The organism is Vulcaniibacterium gelatinicum, from assembly GCF_008033445.1.
In the GTDB taxonomy this organism is placed as follows: Bacteria; Pseudomonadota; Gammaproteobacteria; order Xanthomonadales; family Xanthomonadaceae; genus Vulcaniibacterium_B; species Vulcaniibacterium_B gelatinicum.
Genome location: NZ_VNKO01000001.1, coordinates 257158 through 275878 on the forward strand (window position 1 = coordinate 257158; position 18721 = coordinate 275878).

At 72.0% G+C, this 18721-nt stretch carries 21 protein-coding genes and 1 tRNA gene; 8 read left to right on the forward strand and 14 right to left on the reverse strand.

All coding sequences use genetic code 11. The features are described 5' to 3' along the window. Positions 1-66 precede the first annotated feature (66 nt). On the reverse strand, positions 67-1209 hold the full coding sequence (tgt, locus tag FPV26_RS01200) for a tRNA guanosine(34) transglycosylase Tgt (RefSeq protein WP_147651676.1): 1143 nt from the start codon (positions 1207-1209) through the stop codon (positions 67-69). After that, positions 1206-2240, reverse strand: a complete 1035-nt coding sequence (queA, locus tag FPV26_RS01205) for a tRNA preQ1(34) S-adenosylmethionine ribosyltransferase-isomerase QueA (protein ID WP_147651678.1) — start codon at positions 2238-2240, stop codon at positions 1206-1208. The genes tgt and queA overlap by 4 nt, the downstream gene beginning before the upstream one ends. A 204-nt stretch (positions 2241-2444) precedes the next feature. On the opposite strand from queA, the gene FPV26_RS01210 reads away from it, so the two are divergent. Next, complete coding sequence (locus FPV26_RS01210; RefSeq protein ID WP_147651681.1) at positions 2445-3941, forward strand: aminotransferase class III-fold pyridoxal phosphate-dependent enzyme; 1497 nt, start codon at positions 2445-2447, stop codon at positions 3939-3941. A 36-nt stretch (positions 3942-3977) separates the two neighbouring features. On the opposite strand, the gene FPV26_RS01215 is transcribed toward FPV26_RS01210, so the two are convergent. The 8 genes from FPV26_RS01215 to rsmD form a co-directional block, all read right to left on the reverse strand. Then, entirely contained in the window at positions 3978-4766 is a 789-nt protein-coding gene (locus tag FPV26_RS01215; protein ID WP_181952525.1) for a class I SAM-dependent methyltransferase, read from the reverse strand. Between the two features lie 91 nt (positions 4767-4857). Then, complete coding sequence (locus FPV26_RS01220) at positions 4858-5568, reverse strand: TMEM43 family protein (RefSeq protein ID WP_181952526.1); 711 nt, start codon at positions 5566-5568, stop codon at positions 4858-4860. Beyond that, positions 5565-6455 (reverse strand): MBL fold metallo-hydrolase, encoded by an 891-nt coding sequence (locus FPV26_RS01225; RefSeq protein WP_147651687.1) that lies wholly within the window; start codon positions 6453-6455, stop codon positions 5565-5567. Before FPV26_RS01225 ends, FPV26_RS01220 begins: the two co-directional genes overlap by 4 nt. 24 nt (positions 6456-6479) lie before the next feature. Then, complete coding sequence (gene ggt / locus FPV26_RS01230) at positions 6480-8201, reverse strand: gamma-glutamyltransferase (protein ID WP_147651689.1); 1722 nt, start codon at positions 8199-8201, stop codon at positions 6480-6482. After that, positions 8201-8452 carry a YfhL family 4Fe-4S dicluster ferredoxin gene (locus FPV26_RS01235; protein WP_147651691.1) on the reverse strand — a complete coding sequence of 84 codons (252 nt, stop codon included), beginning with the start codon at positions 8450-8452 and terminating at the stop codon, positions 8201-8203. The genes ggt and FPV26_RS01235 overlap by 1 nt, the downstream gene beginning before the upstream one ends. 55 nt (positions 8453-8507) lie before the next feature. Beyond that, positions 8508-8996 carry a hypothetical protein gene (locus FPV26_RS01240; protein ID WP_147651693.1) on the reverse strand — a complete coding sequence of 163 codons (489 nt, stop codon included), beginning with the start codon at positions 8994-8996 and terminating at the stop codon, positions 8508-8510. A 16-nt stretch (positions 8997-9012) separates the two neighbouring features. Continuing rightward, positions 9013-9522: a pantetheine-phosphate adenylyltransferase gene (coaD, locus tag FPV26_RS01245; protein WP_147651696.1), complete on the reverse strand. Its 510-nt coding sequence runs from the start codon at positions 9520-9522 to the stop codon at positions 9013-9015. After that, on the reverse strand, positions 9519-10130 hold the full coding sequence (gene rsmD, locus FPV26_RS01250; RefSeq protein WP_147651698.1) for a 16S rRNA (guanine(966)-N(2))-methyltransferase RsmD: 612 nt from the start codon (positions 10128-10130) through the stop codon (positions 9519-9521). Before rsmD ends, coaD begins: the two co-directional genes overlap by 4 nt. A 59-nt stretch (positions 10131-10189) precedes the next feature. Between rsmD and ftsY the strand changes: the two genes are divergently transcribed. From ftsY to FPV26_RS01270, 4 genes are read left to right on the forward strand one after another with little or no spacing between them, the layout of a single operon-like run. Further along, positions 10190-11296 (forward strand): signal recognition particle-docking protein FtsY, encoded by a 1107-nt coding sequence (gene ftsY / locus FPV26_RS01255; protein WP_147651699.1) that lies wholly within the window; start codon positions 10190-10192, stop codon positions 11294-11296. Then, positions 11293-12543: an AsmA family protein gene (locus tag FPV26_RS01260; RefSeq protein WP_147651702.1), complete on the forward strand. Its 1251-nt coding sequence runs from the start codon at positions 11293-11295 to the stop codon at positions 12541-12543. Before ftsY ends, FPV26_RS01260 begins: the two co-directional genes overlap by 4 nt. Continuing rightward, positions 12540-13586, forward strand: coding sequence for an A/G-specific adenine glycosylase (gene mutY / locus FPV26_RS01265; protein ID WP_147651704.1), 1047 nt, complete (start codon positions 12540-12542; stop codon positions 13584-13586). Before FPV26_RS01260 ends, mutY begins: the two co-directional genes overlap by 4 nt. A 55-nt stretch (positions 13587-13641) precedes the next feature. Next, positions 13642-13917, forward strand: a complete 276-nt coding sequence (locus FPV26_RS01270; protein WP_147651706.1) for an oxidative damage protection protein — start codon at positions 13642-13644, stop codon at positions 13915-13917. On the opposite strand, the gene FPV26_RS01275 is transcribed toward FPV26_RS01270, so the two are convergent. Beyond that, positions 13893-14333, reverse strand: coding sequence for a DUF6491 family protein (locus FPV26_RS01275; protein WP_246109168.1), 441 nt, complete (start codon positions 14331-14333; stop codon positions 13893-13895). The two genes, FPV26_RS01270 and FPV26_RS01275, sit on opposite strands and share 25 nt — an antisense overlap. A 134-nt stretch (positions 14334-14467) precedes the next feature. On the opposite strand from FPV26_RS01275, the gene FPV26_RS01280 reads away from it, so the two are divergent. Next, positions 14468-14543, forward strand: a tRNA-Phe gene (locus FPV26_RS01280). A gap of 264 nt (positions 14544-14807) precedes the next feature. On the opposite strand, the gene FPV26_RS12795 is transcribed toward FPV26_RS01280, so the two are convergent. The 3 genes from FPV26_RS12795 to FPV26_RS01290 are packed head-to-tail and all read right to left on the reverse strand — an operon-like array spanning position 14808 to position 17006. Then, the gene (locus FPV26_RS12795; protein WP_147651709.1) at positions 14808-15770 is read right to left on the reverse strand and encodes a hypothetical protein; all 963 of its coding nucleotides are present in this window, start codon (positions 15768-15770) and stop codon (positions 14808-14810) included. Position 15771: 1 nt separating this feature from the next. Further along, positions 15772-16182, reverse strand: coding sequence for a hypothetical protein (locus FPV26_RS12740; RefSeq protein WP_220429053.1), 411 nt, complete (start codon positions 16180-16182; stop codon positions 15772-15774). Beyond that, positions 16149-17006, reverse strand: a complete 858-nt coding sequence (locus FPV26_RS01290) for a hypothetical protein (RefSeq protein WP_220429054.1) — start codon at positions 17004-17006, stop codon at positions 16149-16151. The genes FPV26_RS12740 and FPV26_RS01290 overlap by 34 nt, the downstream gene beginning before the upstream one ends. A 247-nt stretch (positions 17007-17253) precedes the next feature. On the opposite strand from FPV26_RS01290, the gene FPV26_RS01295 reads away from it, so the two are divergent. After that, positions 17254-17601: a helix-turn-helix domain-containing protein gene (locus FPV26_RS01295; protein WP_053822780.1), complete on the forward strand. Its 348-nt coding sequence runs from the start codon at positions 17254-17256 to the stop codon at positions 17599-17601. Next, positions 17598-18527 (forward strand): ImmA/IrrE family metallo-endopeptidase, encoded by a 930-nt coding sequence (locus FPV26_RS01300; RefSeq protein ID WP_246109169.1) that lies wholly within the window; start codon positions 17598-17600, stop codon positions 18525-18527. Before FPV26_RS01295 ends, FPV26_RS01300 begins: the two co-directional genes overlap by 4 nt. Positions 18528-18721: the final 194 nt, after the last annotated feature.

Below are 18721 nucleotides of genomic sequence, written 5' to 3' on the forward strand. Positions count from 1 at the left end.
ATCGGCGGAAAACAGCCGGGGATTATGCCATGCGGGCCGGGGCCGGGCCTTTCAAGGCCGTGCCCCTCACCCCGCCCCCGCCCCCGCGCCGGCCGGGGCCGGGGCCTGCCGCGCCGCATGGAACGCCGCGCGGAACTCGGCGAACCGCCCCTGCGCGATCGCCTCGCGCATCCGCGCCATCAGCCGCTGGTAGTGCCAGAGGTTGTGCAGGGTGCCCAGGATCGGGGCCAGGATCTCGTTGCAGCGGTCGAGGTGGCGCAGGTAGGCGCGGGTGTAGCCGTGGCGGCAGGCGTAGCAGCCGCAGCCCTCCTCGATCGGGCGCAGGTCGCGCTCGTACTGCGCGTTGCGGATCCGCACCGTGCCGGTGGAGGTGAAGTAGTGGCCGTTGCGCGCGTTGCGGGTCGGCATCACGCAGTCGAACATGTCCACCCCGCGCGCCACCGCTTCCACCAGGTCCTCCGGCCGGCCCACGCCCATCAGGTAGCGCGGGCGGTCGGCCGGCAGCTGCGGCACGGTGTGCTCGAGCATCGCGTTGCGCTCGGCCTCCGGCTCGCCGACCGCGAGCCCGCCGATCGCGTAGCCGTCGAAGCCGATCGCCTGCAGCCCCTCCGCCGAGCGCGTGCGCAGGTCGCGGTACACCCCGCCCTGGACGATGCCGAACAGGGCCGCGTCGTTGCCCTCGTGCGCGCGCCGGCTGCGCTCGGCCCAGCGCAGCGACAGCTCCATCGAGCGCCGCGCCGTCTCCTCGCTGGCCGGGTACGGCGTGCACTCGTCGAAGATCATCACGATGTCGGCGTCCAGCACGCGCTGGATGCGCATGCTCTCCTCGGGCCCGAGGAACACGGTCGAGCCGTCGGTGGGCGCCTGGAAGGTCACGCCGGCCTCGGTGATCCGGCGGCGGTGCGCCAGCGAGAACACCTGGAACCCGCCCGAGTCGGTCAGGATCGGCCCGTCCCAGCGCGCGAAGCCGTGCAGCCCGCCATGCGCCGCGATCACCTCCAGGCCCGGGCGCAGGTACAGGTGGAAGGTGTTGCCGAGGATGATCTCGGCGCCGAGTTCGCGCAGCTGCTCCGGCAGCACGCCCTTGACCGAGCCGTAGGTGCCCACCGGCATGAACGCCGGCGTCTCCACCGTGCCGCGCGGGAAGGTCAGCCGGCCGCGGCGCGCGGCGCCGTCGGTGGCGAGCAGCCGGAACGACATCCGGCTCATGCCGCAGCCTCCGGCCAGAGCAGCATCGCATCGCCGTAGGAATAGAACCGGTAGCGCGCGCGCACCGCGTGCGCATAGGCGGCCAGGATGCGCTCGCGCCCGGCGAAGGCCGAGACCAGCATCAGCAGCGTGCTCTCCGGCAGGTGGAAGTTGGTGATCAGCGCGTCCACGCTGCGGATGCGGTAGCCGGGCACGATGAAGATCGAGGTCTCGCCGGCATAGGGACGCAGCCCGCCATCATCGAGCGCGGATTCCAGCGCGCGCACCACGGTGGTGCCGACCGCGACCACGCGGCCGCCGCGCGCGCGCGCGGCCCGCACCTGCTCGACCAGCGCGGCGCCGACGTTGAACCACTCGCTGTGCATGCGGTGGCGGCTGACCTCCTCCTCGCGCACCGGCTGGAAGGTGCCGGCGCCGACGTGCAGGGTCAGCCGGCCGAACTCCACCCCGCGCGCGGCCAGCGCGTCCAGCAGCGGCTGGTCGAAGTGCAGGCCCGCGGTCGGCGCCGCCACCGCGCCCGGCTCGCGCGCGAACACGGTCTGGTAGCGCTCGGCGTCGGCCTCCCCCGCCTCGCGCTGGATGTACGGCGGCAGCGGCATGTGCCCGGCCCGCGCCAGCCACGCGTCGAACGCCTCCGGCACGTGGAAACGCAGGTGGTAGAAGCCGCCCTCGCGCCCCAGCACCTCGGCCTCGCCGCCGGCCTCGAGCGCGATCCGGCTGCCGGGCCTGGGCGCCTTGCTGGCGCCGATCTGGGCCCGCGCCTCGTTCCCGCCGAGCAGGCGCTCGATCAGGATCTCCACCGCCCCGCCGCTGGCCTTGCGTCCGTACAGCCGCGCCGGGATCACCCGGGTGTCGTTGAACACCAGCAGGTCGCCCGGCGCGAGCAGCTCCGGCAGCTCGCGCATGCGCCGGTCGGCGAACGGCGCCGGCGCCGGCGGCACCACCAGCAGGCGGCTGGCCGAGCGCTCCGGCAGCGGCGCCTGGGCGATCAGCTCCGGCGGCAGGTCGTAGTGGAAGTCGCTCTTTTTCAAAGGATGATCCAGCCCCGGCGGCCGCGCCGCCGGGGCGAAACGCGGCCGTGGCCGCACGAGGGGCGCAAAGTGTACCTGCCGGCGGGGGTACTGCCGCCGGAGGCGGCGTGGTAAAATCGCACAACCCTTTGAAAGTACTGGGGAAAGCGCGGATGCGCGGCGTGTTGTCGCGCATTTTTTGTTTTCCCCGCGTCGGGAGCCGCCATGACCCTGCTCGACACGCTCGCCCCCCTGCGCGCCCACGCCGGCACGCGCCGCACCACCGGCCTGGACGACGCCACCGTGCTGCGCTTGGCCGCCCGCTACCCGGAGCTGCCCGAGGCGATCGAGGCCGCGGCCGCCGAGTACGCGCGCGTGCGCGCCGAACTGCCCGAACTGCTCGACCTGGACGAGGCCGAGCAGGCGCGCGTGGTGCAGGCCGGCTACGTCAACTTCTATTCCGAGGACACGGTCAACCCGTACGTCGCGCTGGCCGCGCGCGGGCCGTGGATCGTGACCCTCAAGGGCGCGGTCCTGCACGACTCCGGCGGCTACGGCATGCTCGGCTTCGGCCACACGCCCAAGGCGGTGCTCGAGGCGATGGCGCGGCCGCAGGTGATGGCCAACATCATGACCCCCAACCTGGCGCAGCTGCGCTTCGACCGCGCCATGCGCAGGGAAGTCGGGCACACCCGCGGCGCCTGCCCGTTCAGCAAGTTCCTGTGCCTGAACTCCGGCTCGGAGGCGGTGTCGCTCGCCGCGCGCATCGTGGACGTCAACGCCCGGCTGATGACCGACGCCGGCGGCCGCCACGCCGGGCGCACGATCAAGCGCCTGGTGGTCAAGGGCAGCTTCCACGGCCGCACCGAGCGCCCGGCGCTGTATTCCGACTCCACCCGCAAGACCTACCTGCAGCACCTGGCCAGCTTCCGCGGCGAGGACAGCCTGCTCGCGGTCGAGCCCTACGACATCGCCGCGCTGCGCCAGGCCTTCGCCGACGCCGAGGCCAACGGCTGGTTCATCGAGGCCATGTTCCTGGAGCCGGTGATGGGCGAAGGCGACCCGGGCCGCAGCGTGCCGCGCGCGTTCTACGACGCCGCGCGCGAGCTGACCCGGGCGCACGGCGCGCTGCTGCTGGTGGATTCGATCCAGGCCGGCCTGCGCGCGCAGGGCGTGCTCTCGATCGTGGACTACCCCGGCTTCGAGGGCATCGAGGCGCCGGACATGGAGACCTACTCCAAGGCGCTCAACGCCGGCCAGTACCCGCTCAGCGTGCTGGCCGTGACCGAGCACACCGCCGGCCTGTACCGCAAGGGCGTGTACGGCAACACCATGACCACCAACCCGCGCGCGCTCGAGGTCGCCTGTGCGGTGCTGGCCCAGCTCACCCCCGAGCTGCGCGCCAACATCCGCGAGCGCGGCCGCGAGGCGGTCGAGAAGCTGGAGAAGCTCAAGGCCGAGCTCGGCGGGCTGATCGTCAAGGTCCAGGGCACCGGCCTGCTGTTCTCGTGCGAGCTCTCGCGCCAGTTCAAGTGCTACGGCGCCGGCTCCACCGAGGAATGGATGCGCGAGCGCGGCATCGGCGTGATCCACGGCGGCGAGAACTCGCTGCGCTTCACCCCGCACTTCGCGATCACGTCGGAAGAGCTCGACCTGCTGGTCGGCATGGTCCGCCGCGCCCTGCTCGAAGGCCCGCGCCAGCAGCAGGCCGCCGCGGCCTGAGCGTCGCCGCCGGGGCGCATCGCCGCCCCGGCGCTTTCAGCGGACCGCGCGCGCCAGCCAGGCGTGCATCGGCACCACGATGTGGCCGGATTGCACGGCCGCATCGATCACCGGACGGAATTCGCCGCCGATCGCGGCGGCCAGCGCTGCGCGCGCGGCGGCGTCGAGGTGCTGGGTCGCCGGGATCGCCGCCGCGATCGCATCCACCTGCATCGCCACGTAGCCATCCGGGTTCGGGAACCGCACCGGCCGTTCCGCCGCCGCGATCGCGACGTCGCGGAACCCCGCCGTCTCCAGCAATCCCCGCAGCTCGTCCGCATCCCCCAGGCTGAAGGGCGCGGTGAACGCCGGGATGCCCAGATGCCGCTCCAGGAGCTCGTTGAACCGCGCGAAGAACGGATGCCGGTCGAGGCCCTGCCAGACCGCGATCGCCACACGTCCGCCCTCGTCCAGCACGCGGTGCATCTCGGCCACGGCGCGGGGCCGCTCGGGCGAGAACTGCAGGCCGTGCTGGCACAGCACCGCGTCGAACGTGCCGTCGTCGAACGGCAGCGCCTCCATGCGCCCCTCGTGCCACTCGATCGCGTCGGCGCCATCGAGCGTACGCGCCACGGCCAGCATCGCCGGATTCATGTCCACGCCGCTCACCCGTCCGCCGGCACCGATGCGGGCCAGCGCGCCGCGGGCGACGATGCCGGTGCCGCAGGCCAGATCCAGCACCCGCTCGCCGGGCCGCAACGCGGCCAGATCCAGCAGGGAGGGCGCCCAGGGTGCGAACAGCACCGGCACCAGTTCGCGTTCGTAGGTTTCGGCAGGATTGGACATCGCCGCCTCCATCGTCGCCTGCCCCTTGGCAACGCCACGGCCGGCGGGGAGCGGTCACCCCGCCGACGCATTCATGCACGTCGCGCGCCGTTCAGCCGCCACGACGCCGACGCCGCCACCCCCACAGCGCCAGCGCGGCGAACGCCAGCAGCGCCGTCGCCGTCAGCAGCCAGCGCAGGCCCGTGCCGGTGGCCGTGGCGGCAGGATCGTTCGCCTCGCCGGCGGCCAGCGCGCCGGGCACCGGCACCCAGCGGCCCTCACGCAACACCACCCTGCCCTGCAGCGGCGGCAGCACCAGTTCGCGCCAGCCGATGCGCAGGTCGCCGATCTCCGGCGCGAGCGGATTGTCGGCGGTGCCCAGGCCGTCGCCCTCCGGCTGGAAGGTGGCCAGCAGGTTGCCGGGCAGGCGCGAGAAATTCGGGCGGAACGTGCGCCACGCGCCCACCGCCTCGAGCGTCGCGGGATCGAGCGCATGGCCGTCGAGGGTGACGCCGTGCGCGATCCAGCGCTGCGAGCGCAACGGGAACGGCGGGTTCTCGTAACCGGGCGCGAAGCCGGCCGAATCCACCGGCTCGGCGCTCCACGCCTTCGCATAGCCGCCGTCGGCGCGCCGCCACTGGTACATCTCCACCCGGCGCTCGAGGCCGAACTGGCGCGTGGCCACGCCGAACTCCGGGTCGCGCAGCACCGCGTCGCTGCGGGGCTCGCCCTGTGGCGCCGCGTCCGCCGGCGTCGTCTGCGCCAGCCCGTGCCCGATGCCGGGGGCCGCGAGCAGGACCGCGAGCGCCAGCGCGCGCCTCATGCCGCGAGCCGGCGTGCGCGCAGTTCGGGCACCTCGTGGGCAGTGCCGAAACGGCCCTTGTCGTCGCGCACGACCTGCGCCAGCGCGCATTCGGGGTCGTGGGTGAAGAACAGGTGCACGTTGCGCCGCAGCTTGTCCTCGAGGAACTCGCGCTTCTCGTCGATCAGCAGCTCGGGGTTGCGGTCGTAGCCCATGGTGACCGGCAGGTGCACCCATGGCCGGCCGGGGATCAGGTCGGCGCAGAACACCACGCCGCCGTGATGCTCGCCGTCCACCAGCTCCGGGCCGAGGATCTCGGCCAGCATCAGGCCCGGGGTGTGCCCATCGCTGTAGTGGAAGCGCACGCTGCGACCGAGCGCCTGCGAGTACTCCCCGTCCACCAGTTCGAGCCGGCCGCTGCGCTCGAGCAGCGCGGGCAGTTCCGGGATGAAGCTGGCGCGGTCGCGCGGATGCGGGTCGCGCGCACGCTCCCAGCAGGCTTCGCTGACCAGGAAGGTCGCGTTCGGGAACAGCAGTTCGGGCGGATGCCCTTCCCGCCACGGCGCGAGCAGGCCGCCGGCGTGGTCGAAGTGCAGGTGCGAGAGCACCACCACGTCCACGTCCTCGTGCGAGAAGCCGGCCGCGCGCAGCGAATCGAGCAGCACGTGCCGGTCCTCGACCACGCCGTAGCGCTCGCGCAGCCTCGGTTCGAAGAACGCGCCGATGCCGGTCTCGAACAGCACGGTCTTGCCGTGCAGCGGGCTGGCCAGCAGCGCGCGGCAGGCCAGCGCGATGCGGTTGTGCTCGTCCGGCGGCGACCACTTCGCCCACAGCGCCCGCGGCACGTTGCCGTACATCGCCCCGCCGTCGAGCTTCTGCGAGTTGCCGAGGATGGACCAGAGTTTCATGGCGGGAAGGTATCCGGCTGCGGTTCAAGGCGACGTCAGGGCGGGCGCGGGCAGCACCGCCGCCTTGCCCACCGGATTGCGCGGGTCGGTGCCGCCGGACAGCGTGCCGGCGCGGCGGTCCCACTGCACGGTCTGCAGGTTGCCCCAGTTGGCCTCGCCCGCGTTGACGGTATGGCCCATCGCCTGCAGCGCGGCGACCGTGGCGGGGTCGAGCGCGCCGGCCTCGGCGGAAATGGCGTCGGGCAGCCACTGGTGGTGGAAGCGCGGCAACGCAGCGACCTGCTGCGGCGACAGCCCGGCGTCGTAGGCCAGGATCGCGAGCAGCACCTGGGTGATGATGCGGCTGCCGCCCGGCGCGCCGACCGCGATCGCCTTGTCGTCGGAGAGCAGGAAGGTCGGCGTCATCGAGCTGAGCATGCGCTTGCCCGGCGCCGGCGCGTTGGCGGCAAACCCCATCACCCCGAACGCATTGGGCGTGCCCGGACGCAGCGCGAAATCGTCCATCTCGTTGTTGAGCAGCACCCCGGTGCCGGGCACCACCATGCCCGAGCCGTACAGCAGGTTCACCGTCTGGGTGGCGGAAACGCGGTTGCCCTCGGCGTCAATGATCGAGAAATGAGTGGTGTCCTCGTCCTCCAGCGGCGCCGGCACGGCCGGCAGCAGCGCGCTGGGCGTGGCGCGCTCGGGATGGATGCCGGCGCGCAGCCCGGCGGCGTAGTCGGGGCTGGTCAGGCGCGCCAGCGGCATGCGCACGAAATCGGGGTCGCCGAGGTAGATGGTGCGGTCGCGGTAGGCGCGGCGCATCGCCTCGACGACCAGGTGCGTGCGCTGCGCGGGTTCGAGTCTGGACAGGTCCCAGCCTTCCAGGATCTGCAGCATCTGCGCCAGCGCCACCCCGCCCGAGGACGGCGGCGGCGCGGTGACGACCTCCCAGCCGCGGTAGCGGAACCGTAGCGGTTCGCGCTCGACCACGCGGTAGCCGGCCAGCTCGTGCGCGGTCCAGCGGCCGCCCTCGGCGCGCACGCCCGCGAGCAGACGGCGCGCGGTCTCGCCGCGGTAGAAGCCTTCGAAGCCCATCGCCGCCAGCCGCTCCAGGGTGCGTGCCAGGTCCGGCTGCTTCAGGATCTCGCCTTCCTGCGGCGGGTCGCCGTCGGCCAGGAACACCGCGCGCGTGCCGCGGTAGCGCTCCATCACCTCGCGCCGGGAGGCATAGCCCTTCTCCAGCCGTGCGTACACGGGGAACCCTTCCCGTGCGAGCCGGATCGCCGGCGCGAGCGTGGTGCGCAGCGGCAGGCGGCCGTACTTCTCCGCCAGGTGCACCAGCGCCGCGGGCAGGGCGGGGATGCCGGCCGACCACGGGCCGTTGGTGGCGCGGTCGCGGTCGAGTTCGCCGTTGGCGTCGAGGTAGGCCTGCGGCGTGGCCGCGGCGGGCGCGGTCTCGCGCGCGTCCACGAACACGTCGCGCCCGGTCTTCGCGTCGTGCAGCAGGAAGAACCCGCCGCCGCCGATGCCGGAGCTGATCGGCTCGACCACCGACAGCGCGGCCGACACCGCCACCGCGGCGTCGAAGGCGTTGCCGCCGGCGCGCAGGGCCTCGAATCCTGCCTCGGTGGCGAGCGCGTGGGCGCTGGCGACCGCCGCGCCGGGAGGCGTCTCGCGCCGCGGCGGCTCGTCGGCGCGGACGGACAGGACGGGCAGCAGCAGCGCCGTCAGCAGCAGCGCGCGCAGCCAGGACATCGCTCGCATCAGTCGTTCTCCTGCAGCCGGCGCAGCTTGGCCAGCAGGTCCGCTTCGGTCTCCGGGTGGTCCGGATCCTTCTCGATGCACTCGACCGGGCAGACCACGACGCATTGCGGTTCGTCGTAGTGGCCGACGCACTCGGTGCAGCGCGCCGGGTCTATCACGTAAATGGTTTCGCCCTGCGAGATCGCCTTGTTCGGGCAGACCGGTTCGCAGACGTCGCAGTTGACGCAGAGTTCGTTGATCTTCAGCGACATGACCGCTCCCTCCCCCGTGCGCGGGGGAGGGTGGGATGGGGGCGAGGCCTTGCGCTTACCTGGCCTCGACGAACTTGTAGTTCGCGCCCGACGGCGTCACCGCCGCCTCGACCCGGGCGTTGTCGGCGGCGCTGCCGATGAACAGCACCTTCACGCCCTTCAGCGAACCGCCGTCCACCTTGCCGAAGGCCGCGATCACCAGATCGGCCATCTTGCCCGAGGCCGGCGAGACGAAGGCGAGCATGTTGCCCTCGAGGATGCCGCGCGCCAGGTCGCCCTCGAGCTTCTCGAGCAGGCGGTCGTACTCGCCCTGGAAGTCCTGGGTGCTCTCGCCGGGCAGGAAGTACACGTACGGGCTGGCGTTGACGCCATCCATGTTGCGGCGGATCACGTCGGTGGCGTACTCCTGCCACGCGGTCGGGTCGTCGCTGGTGGGCACCGCGACGGGCGGCTTCTCGACCGGGGCGGCCGCCTCCTCCTTCTTGCAGGCGGCCAGCGGCAAGGCGAGGCAGGCGATCAGCAGCAGGCGGGTGAGGATGTTCATGGGCGTTCCCCTGGATTCAAGGCTTGGTCGTGCGGGCGCGCTGCCATTCGGCCTGCAGCGCGGAGGCCACCGCCGGCGGCACGAAGCCGGAGACGTCGCCGCCGAGGCGGGAGATCTCGCGCACCAGCGAGGATGAGATGAAGCCGTACTGCTCGGCCGGGGTCAGGAACAGCGTCTCCACTTCCGGGATCAGGCGCCGGTTCATGCTGGCGAGCTGGAACTCGTACTCGAAGTCCGACACCGCGCGCAGGCCGCGCAGCAGCACCCCGGCGCCGACCTCGCGCACGAAATGCGCGAGCAGGCCGTCGAAGCCGCGCACCTCGACGTTGGCGTGGTGCGCCAGCGCCTTGCGCGCGAGCTCGACGCGCAGCGCCAGCGGCAGCGCCGGGCCCTTGGACGGGCTCTCGGCCACGCCCACGACCAGGCGCTCGAACAGGTGCGCGGCGCGGTCCACGAGGTCCACGTGGCCGTTGGTGATCGGATCGAAGGTGCCGGGATAGACCGCGGTGCGGTGGGCCTGGCTCATGCGGTGGCTGCGCCGTCGGCGTCGGGTTCGGCCGTCAGTGTAACGCGCCGGTAGAGGGCGAAGCGCACCTCGCGGGTACGGCCTTCGCGATGCAGCGCCCAATCCGGCGGCGGCGCGGCGGGTTCGGCCACCGGCGACTCGACGTACAGCCAGGCCGCGTCGGTCATGTGCGGGGCCAGCGCGGGCAGCACGCCGCCCCACAGGTTGGCGTCGAACGGCGGATCCACGAACGCCAGGTCGAAGGCCGCGGGCGGCTGCGCGTGCAGCCAGGCCAGCGCATCGGCCTGCACCACCTGCACCGCCTCGCCGCCGGGCAGGCGCGCGGCGAGCTCGCGCAGGCCGCGCGCGAGCAGCGGGTCGTGCTCGACCAGCACCGCGCGCGCCGCGCCGCGCGAGACCGCCTCCAGGCCGAGTGCGCCGCTGCCCGCGAACAGATCCAGCACGCGCAGGCCCGGCAGCACCGGCTGCAGCCAGTTGAACAGCGTCTCGCGCACGCGGTCGGCGGTGGGGCGCAGGCCGGGGCGGTCGGGCACCGGCAAACGCGTGCCGCGCCAGCGACCGCCGACGATGCGCACCTTGCCGGGCGGTTTCGCACGGGCGGCGTTCATCGGGGCGCGGCGGGGGCGGGTGCTACCATGCGCGCCATTGTCCGCGATCCCCCCGCGTCATGCTCAGCTGGTTCCGACGCAAGCCTTCCGACGCGCCCCGGCCCGCCGAACCGCCCCGCCCCGCCGCCGACGCCATGCCCGGCGCGGCGCCGGCGCAGGCCGAACCGGTGCCGAGCGAGGTCATCGCCGCGGCGCTCGAGGTCGAACCGCCGCCGCAGCCGGCCGACGCGCCCGCCCCGCCCGGCCGTTCCGGCTGGCGCGAGCGCCTGCGCAACAGCGCCTTCGCGCTCGGCATCGGCGGCCTGTTCGCACGCCATCCGCGCCTGGACGACGAGCTGCTGGACGAGATCGAGACCGTCCTGCTCACCGCCGACGTGGGCGTGACCGCGACCACGCAGCTGATCGAGGGCCTGCGCCAGCGCATGCGCCGGCGCGAGTTCGCCGACGCCGACGCGCTGCTGCGCGCGCTGCGCAACGAGCTGGTGGCGATGCTGGCGCCGGTGGCGCAGCCGCTGGAGATCGCCCGCGACGCGCGCCCGTTCGTGATCCTGACCGTCGGCGTCAATGGCGTGGGCAAGACCACCACCATCGGCAAGCTCGCGCGCCGCTTCAAGGACGAGGGACGCTCGCTGATGCTCGCCGCGGGCGACACCTTCCGCGCCGCCGCCGTGGCCCAGCTGCAGGCCTGGGGCGAGCGCAACGGCGTGCCGGTGATCGCCCAGGGCCAGAACGCCGACGCCGCCTCGGTCGCCTACGACGCCCTGCAGGCGGCGAAGGCGCGCGGGATCGAGGTGCTGGTCGCCGACACCGCCGGCCGCCTGCACACCCAGCAGGGGCTGATGGCCGAGCTGGGCAAGATCCGGCGCGTGCTCGGCAAGCTCGACCCGCAGGCGCCGCACGAAGTGCTGATGGTGATCGACGGCACCACCGGCCAGAACGCGATCTCGCAGGTGCGGCAGTTCAACGCCGCGGTCGAGGTCACCGGCCTGGTGGTGACCAAGCTCGACGGCACCGCCAAGGGCGGGGTGGTGTTCGCGCTGGCGCGCGAGTTCGGCATCCCGATCCGCTACGCGGGCATCGGCGAGCGGCCGGAGGACCTGCGCGTGTTCGACGCCGAGGCCTTCGTGGACGCGCTGCTGCCGGAGTCGCTCGGGTCCGCGGGATGAGGCGCCGCACGCGGGTCGCGCTGGCGTTCGCAGGCGCGGCCGCGCTGCTCGGACTGCTGGCGCTCGGGCTGCGCCTCGCGTTGCCGCCCGACCGCGTGGCGCGCCTGCTGCTGGAACGCACCGGACGCGCGCTCGGCCTGGAGATCGTCGCCCCCGGCCGCGCCGAACTGCGCCTGCGCGGCACGCCGACCCTGGTGGTGCGCGAGCTCGTGGTCCGCCAGCCGGGCGCGCCCACGCCGCTGCTGCGCGCCGAGCGCGTGCTGCTGTCGCTGCCGTGGTCCACGCTCCGCGCGCGCGGCGCGGACCTCACCGTGACCCGGGTCGAACTCGACGCGCCGGTGCTCGACCTGCCCGCGCTCGAACGCTGGCTGCAAACCCGGCCGGAAACCGAACGCCGCATCCCCACCCTCACCTCCGGTTTCGCGGTCACCGGCGGCACGCTGCACGGCGCGGACTGGCGGATCGAGGCGTTCGACCTCGCCGCGCCGCTGGTGCGCCCGGGCACGCCGCTGCGCGCACGGGTGAGCGGCCGCTACCGCGGCGACGGCCTCGCCCTGCCCTTCGCCCTGGCCCTGCACCTGCGCGAACCGGCGTTCGACACCGCGTTCGGCGCCGCCGGCGAGGCGACGCTGCAAGGCGCGGACTGGGCGCTGCCCGCGCGCGTGCGGCTGTCGGCGCAGCTGCGCGTGGCCGACGGCTGGGCGCTCGCGCGCCCGCGCCTGTCCGCCGCCGCGCGCTACCGCGGCGGGGACGGCGACATTCCGTTCGCGTTCGGCCTGGCCGCCACCGAACTCGGCCAGCGCGACGAGCGCCTGCTGCTGCCCGACGCGCACGTGGTCGTGCACGGCACCGGCACGATCCCGGACCTGCGCGCCCGCGGCGGCCTGGCGCTCGACCACGCGCTGCGCCTGCGCCTGGCCGGCGCGCTGCCGCGATGGCCGCAGGCCTGGCCGGCGTTGCCGCCGCCGCTGGCACAATCCACCGCGCCGCTGCCGTTCGTGCTCGACTACCACGGGCCGGCCGACCTGTCCGGCGTGGCCGCGCTGGACCTGCGCCGCGGGCAGGCCCGGTTCGACGGCCGCTTCCGCCTGCCGGAACTGACCGCGTGGCTGGAGTCCGACGCGACCGGCACGCCGCTGCCGCCGCTGGCCGGCCGCGTGAGCGCGCCACGCCTGGACGTGGACGACCTCCGCCTGGAAGGCGTGCGCATCGAGTTCGAGGACCCGGCCCTGCCCGCGCGCGAATGAGCACTCCGTCCGCCGACCTCGCCGACCGCCTGCTGGCCTGGTTCGACCGCGCCGGCCGCCACGACCTGCCCTGGCAGCATCCGCGCACGCCGTACCGGGTCTGGCTCAGCGAGATCATGCTGCAGCAGACCCAGGTGCGGGTGGTGATCCCGTATTTCGAGCGTTTCGTCGCCGCGCTGCCGGACGTGCGCGCGCTCGCCGCGGCGCCGCTCGACCAGGTGCTCGCGCTGTGGTCGGGCCTGGGCTACTACGCCCGCGCGCGCCATCTGCACGCGGCGGCGCGGCTGTGCGTGGAACGCCACGACGGCGAGCTGCCGCGCGACTTCGATGCGCTCGCCGCGCTGCCCGGCATCGGCCGCAGCACCGCCGGCGCGATCCTGGCCCAGGCCTGGGGCGAGCGTTTCCCGATCCTGGACGGCAACGTCAAGCGCGTGCTGGCGCGGCTGCACGGCATCGAGGGCTGGCCCGGGCTGCCGGCGGTGGAGAAGCGCCTGTGGGCGCTGGCCGAGGCGCAGCTGCCGCATACGCGCCTGGCGGACTACACCCAGGCGCAGATGGATTTCGGCGCCACCCTGTGCACGCGCTTCGACCCGGCCTGCGTGATCTGCCCGCTGCAGGACCGCTGCGTGGCGCTGCGCGAGGGCCGGGTGGACGAACTGCCCACACCCAAGCCCGGCAAGCCGCTGCCGGAGCGGCGCGCGATCGTGCTCTGGATCGAGGACGGCGCAGGCCGCGTGCTGCTGCAGCGGCGCCCGCCGGCCGGGATCTGGGCCGCGCTGTGGTCGCTGCCCGAGCATCCCGACCACGATGCCGCGCGCCACTGGCTGGCGCGGCGTTTCGACCTGGACTTCGACCGCGCCGAACCGCTGGCGCCGGTCGCGCACGGCTTCACCCACTACCGCCTGCAACTGCAACCGCTGCGCTGGCGCGCGGCGACGCCGCGGCCGGCGGTGGGCGACGAGCCGGACCTGCGCTGGGTCGCGCCATCGGAGTTCGCTGCGCTCGGCATCCCCGCCCCGATCCGGCGCCTGCTCGCGGGCTGACCGCGCCGCGACGCCGCTTCCGCTACCTTTCCCGCCCCACGACCCCGGACCCGCCATGCCCCGCACCGTCTTCTGCCAGCTCGAACAGCGCGAAACCGAAGGCCTCGAGTTCGTCCCCTGGCCCGGCCCGCTCGGTCGCCGCGTGTACGAGCACATCGGCAAGGCCGCGTGGGCCAAGTGGCTCGCCCACCAGACCATGCTGATCAACGAACACCGGCTCTCGCCGCTCGACCCCAAGCACCGCGCCTTCCTCGAAGGCGAGATGGAGAAGTTCCTGTTCGGCGGCGGTGCGGAGAAGCCGGCCGGTTACGTGCCCGAAGGCGGTTCCTGAGCGCGCAGCGCGCGCTCGGCCTGTCTCAGTGCCGTCACATCGAGCGGCCGGATCTCGCGGATTCGGCACGGCGGGTACTCCGGACGCTGGCGCACGACCACCTCGTCGAAACGGGCGTACACGCGGCCGGCCTGGCTGGTGATGCCGACCAGATGGGCGAAATCGAGGTTGTGGCAGGGGCCGTAGAACTCGAGCAGCCACGCCTCCTTCGGCCGCGTCCACACCACCATCGCCTCCTCGCCCAGCGGGGTGAAGCGATCCACGTTGCCGAAGAAGCGGAAACTGGTCACCGGCGCCCCGGCATGCGCGCGGTACATCGCCAGCTCCTGCTGTTCGGTGAAGTTGGACGTGCTGGCGCAGCCGGTCAGCGCGAGCCCCGCCGCAACGGCGGCGATCATCGTCCGCGCGGGTTTCATGGCCATGCTCCGGAAGGTGGCACACCCGGATGATGCGCCCGCCGCGCGTGCCCACAAGCCCGCCGCGCAACGGCGTTCAGCCCCGATCCGGCTTGCCTGCCCCGCCCGGCGGCCGTATCATGCGCGGCCTCGTTGGCCAGGTAGCTCAGTTGGTAGAGCAGGGGATTGAAAATCCCCGTGTCGGGGGTTCGATTCCCTCCCTGGCCACCACCATTCCACGCCCAACCCTCTGCGGTTGGGCGTTTTCGTCTCCGGGTTCCGCCACACCACGCGGGGCTGCGGGCCGATCTGCGTGTGCCACGCAGTGAAGCCGCACCGCCCGAAAGTCGCCCAGTTCGACTCTCTTTTGCTCTCTCTTCTCTCAAAACCGGCGCCAACTTCTTCGCCGGAGCGCACGCAGACGGGCTTGCCCGTCAACGACTTGCACGTGTGTCGCCGCGATCGGTTGTTCATCGTGCTTGGAAGAGCAAGGCATCAAGCCCGCGCCGCAGTCGCCGCTGCAGCACAGGGCATCGAGTACAGACCTTGGCGCCTCTGCGTGACCACGAGGGCGCGGTAGGCGGCCAGCGGTCCCTCGGCCTCGGGCTTTCCCTTGTCGCGCGCCTTGACCTTGAACACGTCGATGGGCTTATCACTGTCGAGTCCGGCGCGCTGCATGATCTGTTCGGCGGTGCGGGGCTCCCCCTTGAACGACCACAGGGCCTCGAACACTACTGCCTGAGCCTCGGTCAGCCGGATCGGGCCGTGCGGCCAGCCGGGCAGCGTCACCCACTTGAAGTCGGCCGAGAACGGCCCGTGGACCGGCATCGTCGGATCGACCGCCTGCGCCGGGTTCTGCTCGCCAGGCGCACCGATGAACGAGACGCCGCCGCCATAGAAGGCAAACCGATCCTCCAGCGCCAGCCACTCCACGCCCGCCCCGAAGGGGGCACCACGCGTCTCGCGGGGCTTCGGCGTGATCACCCGGATGTCGCCACCGGCCACGCGCACCCGGTCCAGCAGCGCCGGCTCGCGCCACAGGCGAACGAGGTCGCGTGCGAGCAGCACCGGCGAGCGCCGTGAGTCACCCAGCCGCCACACGCCTCCGCCGAGATCGTCGACGCCATCGCGGCTCTCGATCGAAAGCGCCAGCCGCAGCTTTCGGCGCAGCCAATCTTCGTCCAGTCGTATCGCTGCGGTGTCCTGCGGCACGAGCGGCACCGGCCCGCAGTCTGGGCAGCGGCACAGCCGCCCGCCGTGCCCGTCGCCGAACACCGGCACCCGATGCAGCAAACAATGCGGGCACAGCACGAAGGATTGATCGATCACTGCCGCCTGGATCGCGCGGCCCAGGTGCGGCAGCAGCGCCGCCTCGCGCGGTGACAGCGTGGCGCGCAGCAGCGGCGTACCGCTGGCGAACAGCCGGCAGACGAACTGCCAGGCATCGTGCGCCACCATGTCACGCGTCCTCGGAGGCCGTCGCGCCCAATGTGTCCGTGGACGGCGGCAGAGCCTGCGCACTCAAGGTCTGCTCAGGGCGCAGGATGCCGATCCTTACCAGGTAGCGCTCCAGCTGCGCTTGCAGCCTGGCGTCGAACTGGTGCAGGTTGAGTCGCCCGCGACTCGTGACCTCGATGGGCACCACGCGCGCCCGGGTGCGCCCTGGCTCGGGAGGGTAGTACAGGTTGATCTGAGCCGCCAGCACCGCCCAGCGGCCTTCCAGCGGGCCCGGCAGTTGATCGCGCAGCAGTTCATGCACCGAGCGGTGCTGACTGGCCTGCATGGCCGTGCACTCGATTTTCAGATCTCCCTCCGGACTCAGCAGCGTGAGCGACTTCAGCTGCACCAGCGAGAAGCCGTCCTCGAACACCTCCGGCACATCGAAGCCCGTACGCAGCGCCGACAAGTCCAGCGCCGGAGCCTTGATGCGCTCGGGCGTGCCTTGACCCCGAGCACATGCTCGGCGAAGGCCTCCACCAGCATCTGCTGTACCTTGTGGCCGCCGCGCGCCAAGGTGCGCACCACGCCCGTGGCTTCGGCGTACTCCAGCACCATGTGGATGTTCGGATTGCCCACGCGCTGCTTCAACAGCACGCCTTCGAACTCCAGGCGCAACTCGGCCAGGTCTTTGACGTGTATTGTCAGCAGATGGATGCCGGGGCTCCTGGGCAGGAGATAGGCTACGCAACCCTCGCCGCACTGCCGCTCGCGCTGGTAGTAGGCCGAGATCGCCCGACGCAGGCCGGCCAACGCGGTCTCCGTCGTGATCAGAGGGCGCCGCACCCCCAGGTCGTACTGCTGCGCCTGGGCGCTGTGGTGGGTCCAGAAGTCGAGGTCGCTGGCGCGCTCGAATAGCGCCCGATGGCGAACGTACAGCCAGAACGACCGATGCAGGTCGCTGTGGCACAACGCCAGCCCCGTCACCACGGCGGGGTCGGACAGCGCCGCCTCGAACATCGCCTGGCAGCCCGCGGCATCGCCCAGCGCGACACTGGCCTTCAGCTCGGCCGTCATCCGGTCGCGGGCCACGGTGTCGCTCCAGGTCTTGATGGACTCGAGCACGGCCTGATTCGGCGGCCCGTCCGGCTGTGGGTTCAGCGCTGCCAGTGCCAGCCCATGGCTGGCGAGGAACTGGTACAGGGTCTCATCCGGCGGCAGCGCTTGCAGCACGTCGACATAGGAGGCCTTCTTCATCGCGTCTCGGTCCTTTCCCTGAAGTGGCGTCGAAGGTCTGCGGACCGATGAATCAAGCACGCGGGCCGACGACGGATGACTGAACAGATGTCTCGCCAGAGTAAAGCAGCGAGATACAGCGCGATTGTGTCCCGCCCAATTCCGCTTGTCAATCATCGCGGCACTTCTAGCGCTTATTGGTATCTCAAGGCTATACTTGCGGTCTGGTTTTCTTACACTGACAGTCGATTCGAGACGGGATATCGCCATGGCTTCGGCGTTTGGAGTACGCCTGCGGCGATTCCGCGAGGCGAAGAAGTTGACCCTGCAGCAGGTGGCCGACGCGGTCGGCTGCACCAAGGCCTACATCTGGGAACTGGAGATGAAGGAGGGTCAACGCCCCTCGGCCGAGCGCGTGCAGGCGCTGGCCAAGGTGCTGGGCGTGACGATGGAGGACATCATGGGCGAGCCCATGCCCCAGGTCCCCGAGGCCAGCCCCGAGGATGTGGCCTTCTTCCGTGCCTATGCCGGCATGACCGAAGCTGAGAAGGACCGGGTGCGCCAAGCGCTGAAGATCATCTTCCCGGACAAGGATCTGCCGGAAAGCAAAAGGTGAACACGCCCCCGGCCCTCAACGGCGCGATCGCCGCCAACAAAGTCCACCACTGGTTGCGGGCTTGGTACGGCGCGGACGTGCCCGAGGCCGTTGATCTCGATGTCGTGCGGCAGATGCTGCCGACCACGCCCTACGGCAAAGGGGTTCGGGAGATTCGTCCGCCGGTGCAGTTCAACGACGATGCCTTCGAGGGCCTGCTGGCGCGGGACCCCGGTGACCCTGAGGTCTGGGGTATCGCCTACAACGGCACGGTCAGCCCGCAGCGCCAGCGATTCACCATCGCTCACGAGCTGGGCCACTTCGTCCTGCACCGCGACCAGCAGTCGCGCTTCCACTGTGACAAGGAGAGCGTCCACTCCGGCCACGAGACGATGCGCCTGATCGAGCGCGAGGCCGACGACTTCGCCAGCAATTTGCTGATGCCCGGCGATCGGCTGCGCGAGTGGATCTCGAACCGACGCATCGATCTGCACGTCCTCAGTGGCATTGCCAAGCGCTTCCAGGTCTCGTTCGAGGCGTTGTGCATCCGCTTCATCAAGTTCACCCCGCAGCGCGCCATCTTGGTCTACTGGGACAACGGCTACGCGAAGTACGAATGGCGCAGCAGCAGCGCCGTGAGAACCCGGGCGCGCATCCGGCGCAGCGGCGATCCGCAAGAGCCCTTACCCGGCACGCTCGCCGCCGACGCGAGCGTCGAGCAGGCATGGGATGGCGTCGAGATGTCCGCCGCGATCTGGTGCCCGGAGGAAGCCCCCCACATGAAGCTGCGCGAGTTCAAGCACAGCTACGCCTCGAGAGATCGCGTCCTGACCCTGCTGCTGTTGGAGAGCGCCGAGCCGCGCGCTTGGGATCGATCCTGGCAGGATGGCGAAAGCAACGACTGCGATGACCGGTTCGTCTCGACAGGCCAGCACCAGGTGCGATGACGCAGGGCGCCGTAGCCCGCGCATCCCCGCCAGAACCCGTTACGCGAAGCCCCTTGATTCCTAGCATGAGCGGCGTTTCCCATCGAAACGCCGACCATGCACGAACCCGAACCCTTCGTCCTGGCTCCCGAGGCTGATCGGCCTCGGCACGCGCACCAAGAGATCGTCGATCTGTTGGCCTGCGCCCTCCTGCG

Excerpts from the sequence above, each read along its gene's own strand:
- tgt (WP_147651676.1), bottom strand. The coding sequence starts at position 1,209 with ATGAGCCGGATGTCGTTCCGGCTGCTCGCCACCGACGGCGCCGCGCGC.
- FPV26_RS01210 (WP_147651681.1), top strand. The coding sequence starts at position 2,445 with ATGACCCTGCTCGACACGCTCGCCCCCCTGCGCGCCCACGCCGGCACG.
- FPV26_RS01215 (WP_181952525.1), bottom strand. The coding sequence starts at position 4,766 with ATGTCCAATCCTGCCGAAACCTACGAACGCGAACTGGTGCCGGTGCTG.
- FPV26_RS01220 (WP_181952526.1), bottom strand. The coding sequence starts at position 5,568 with ATGAGGCGCGCGCTGGCGCTCGCGGTCCTGCTCGCGGCCCCCGGCATC.
- FPV26_RS01225 (WP_147651687.1), bottom strand. The coding sequence starts at position 6,455 with ATGAAACTCTGGTCCATCCTCGGCAACTCGCAGAAGCTCGACGGCGGG.
- ggt (WP_147651689.1), bottom strand. The coding sequence starts at position 8,201 with ATGCGAGCGATGTCCTGGCTGCGCGCGCTGCTGCTGACGGCGCTGCTG.
- FPV26_RS01235 (WP_147651691.1), bottom strand. The coding sequence starts at position 8,452 with ATGTCGCTGAAGATCAACGAACTCTGCGTCAACTGCGACGTCTGCGAA.
- FPV26_RS01240 (WP_147651693.1), bottom strand. The coding sequence starts at position 8,996 with ATGAACATCCTCACCCGCCTGCTGCTGATCGCCTGCCTCGCCTTGCCG.
- coaD (WP_147651696.1), bottom strand. The coding sequence starts at position 9,522 with ATGAGCCAGGCCCACCGCACCGCGGTCTATCCCGGCACCTTCGATCCG.
- rsmD (WP_147651698.1), bottom strand. The coding sequence starts at position 10,130 with ATGAACGCCGCCCGTGCGAAACCGCCCGGCAAGGTGCGCATCGTCGGC.
- ftsY (WP_147651699.1), top strand. The coding sequence starts at position 10,190 with ATGCTCAGCTGGTTCCGACGCAAGCCTTCCGACGCGCCCCGGCCCGCC.
- FPV26_RS01260 (WP_147651702.1), top strand. The coding sequence starts at position 11,293 with ATGAGGCGCCGCACGCGGGTCGCGCTGGCGTTCGCAGGCGCGGCCGCG.
- mutY (WP_147651704.1), top strand. The coding sequence starts at position 12,540 with ATGAGCACTCCGTCCGCCGACCTCGCCGACCGCCTGCTGGCCTGGTTC.
- FPV26_RS01270 (WP_147651706.1), top strand. The coding sequence starts at position 13,642 with ATGCCCCGCACCGTCTTCTGCCAGCTCGAACAGCGCGAAACCGAAGGC.
- FPV26_RS01275 (WP_246109168.1), bottom strand. The coding sequence starts at position 14,333 with ATGAAACCCGCGCGGACGATGATCGCCGCCGTTGCGGCGGGGCTCGCG.
- FPV26_RS12795 (WP_147651709.1), bottom strand. The coding sequence starts at position 15,770 with ATGGTGGCGCACGATGCCTGGCAGTTCGTCTGCCGGCTGTTCGCCAGC.
- FPV26_RS01290 (WP_220429054.1), bottom strand. The coding sequence starts at position 17,006 with ATGAAGAAGGCCTCCTATGTCGACGTGCTGCAAGCGCTGCCGCCGGAT.
- FPV26_RS01295 (WP_053822780.1), top strand. The coding sequence starts at position 17,254 with ATGGCTTCGGCGTTTGGAGTACGCCTGCGGCGATTCCGCGAGGCGAAG.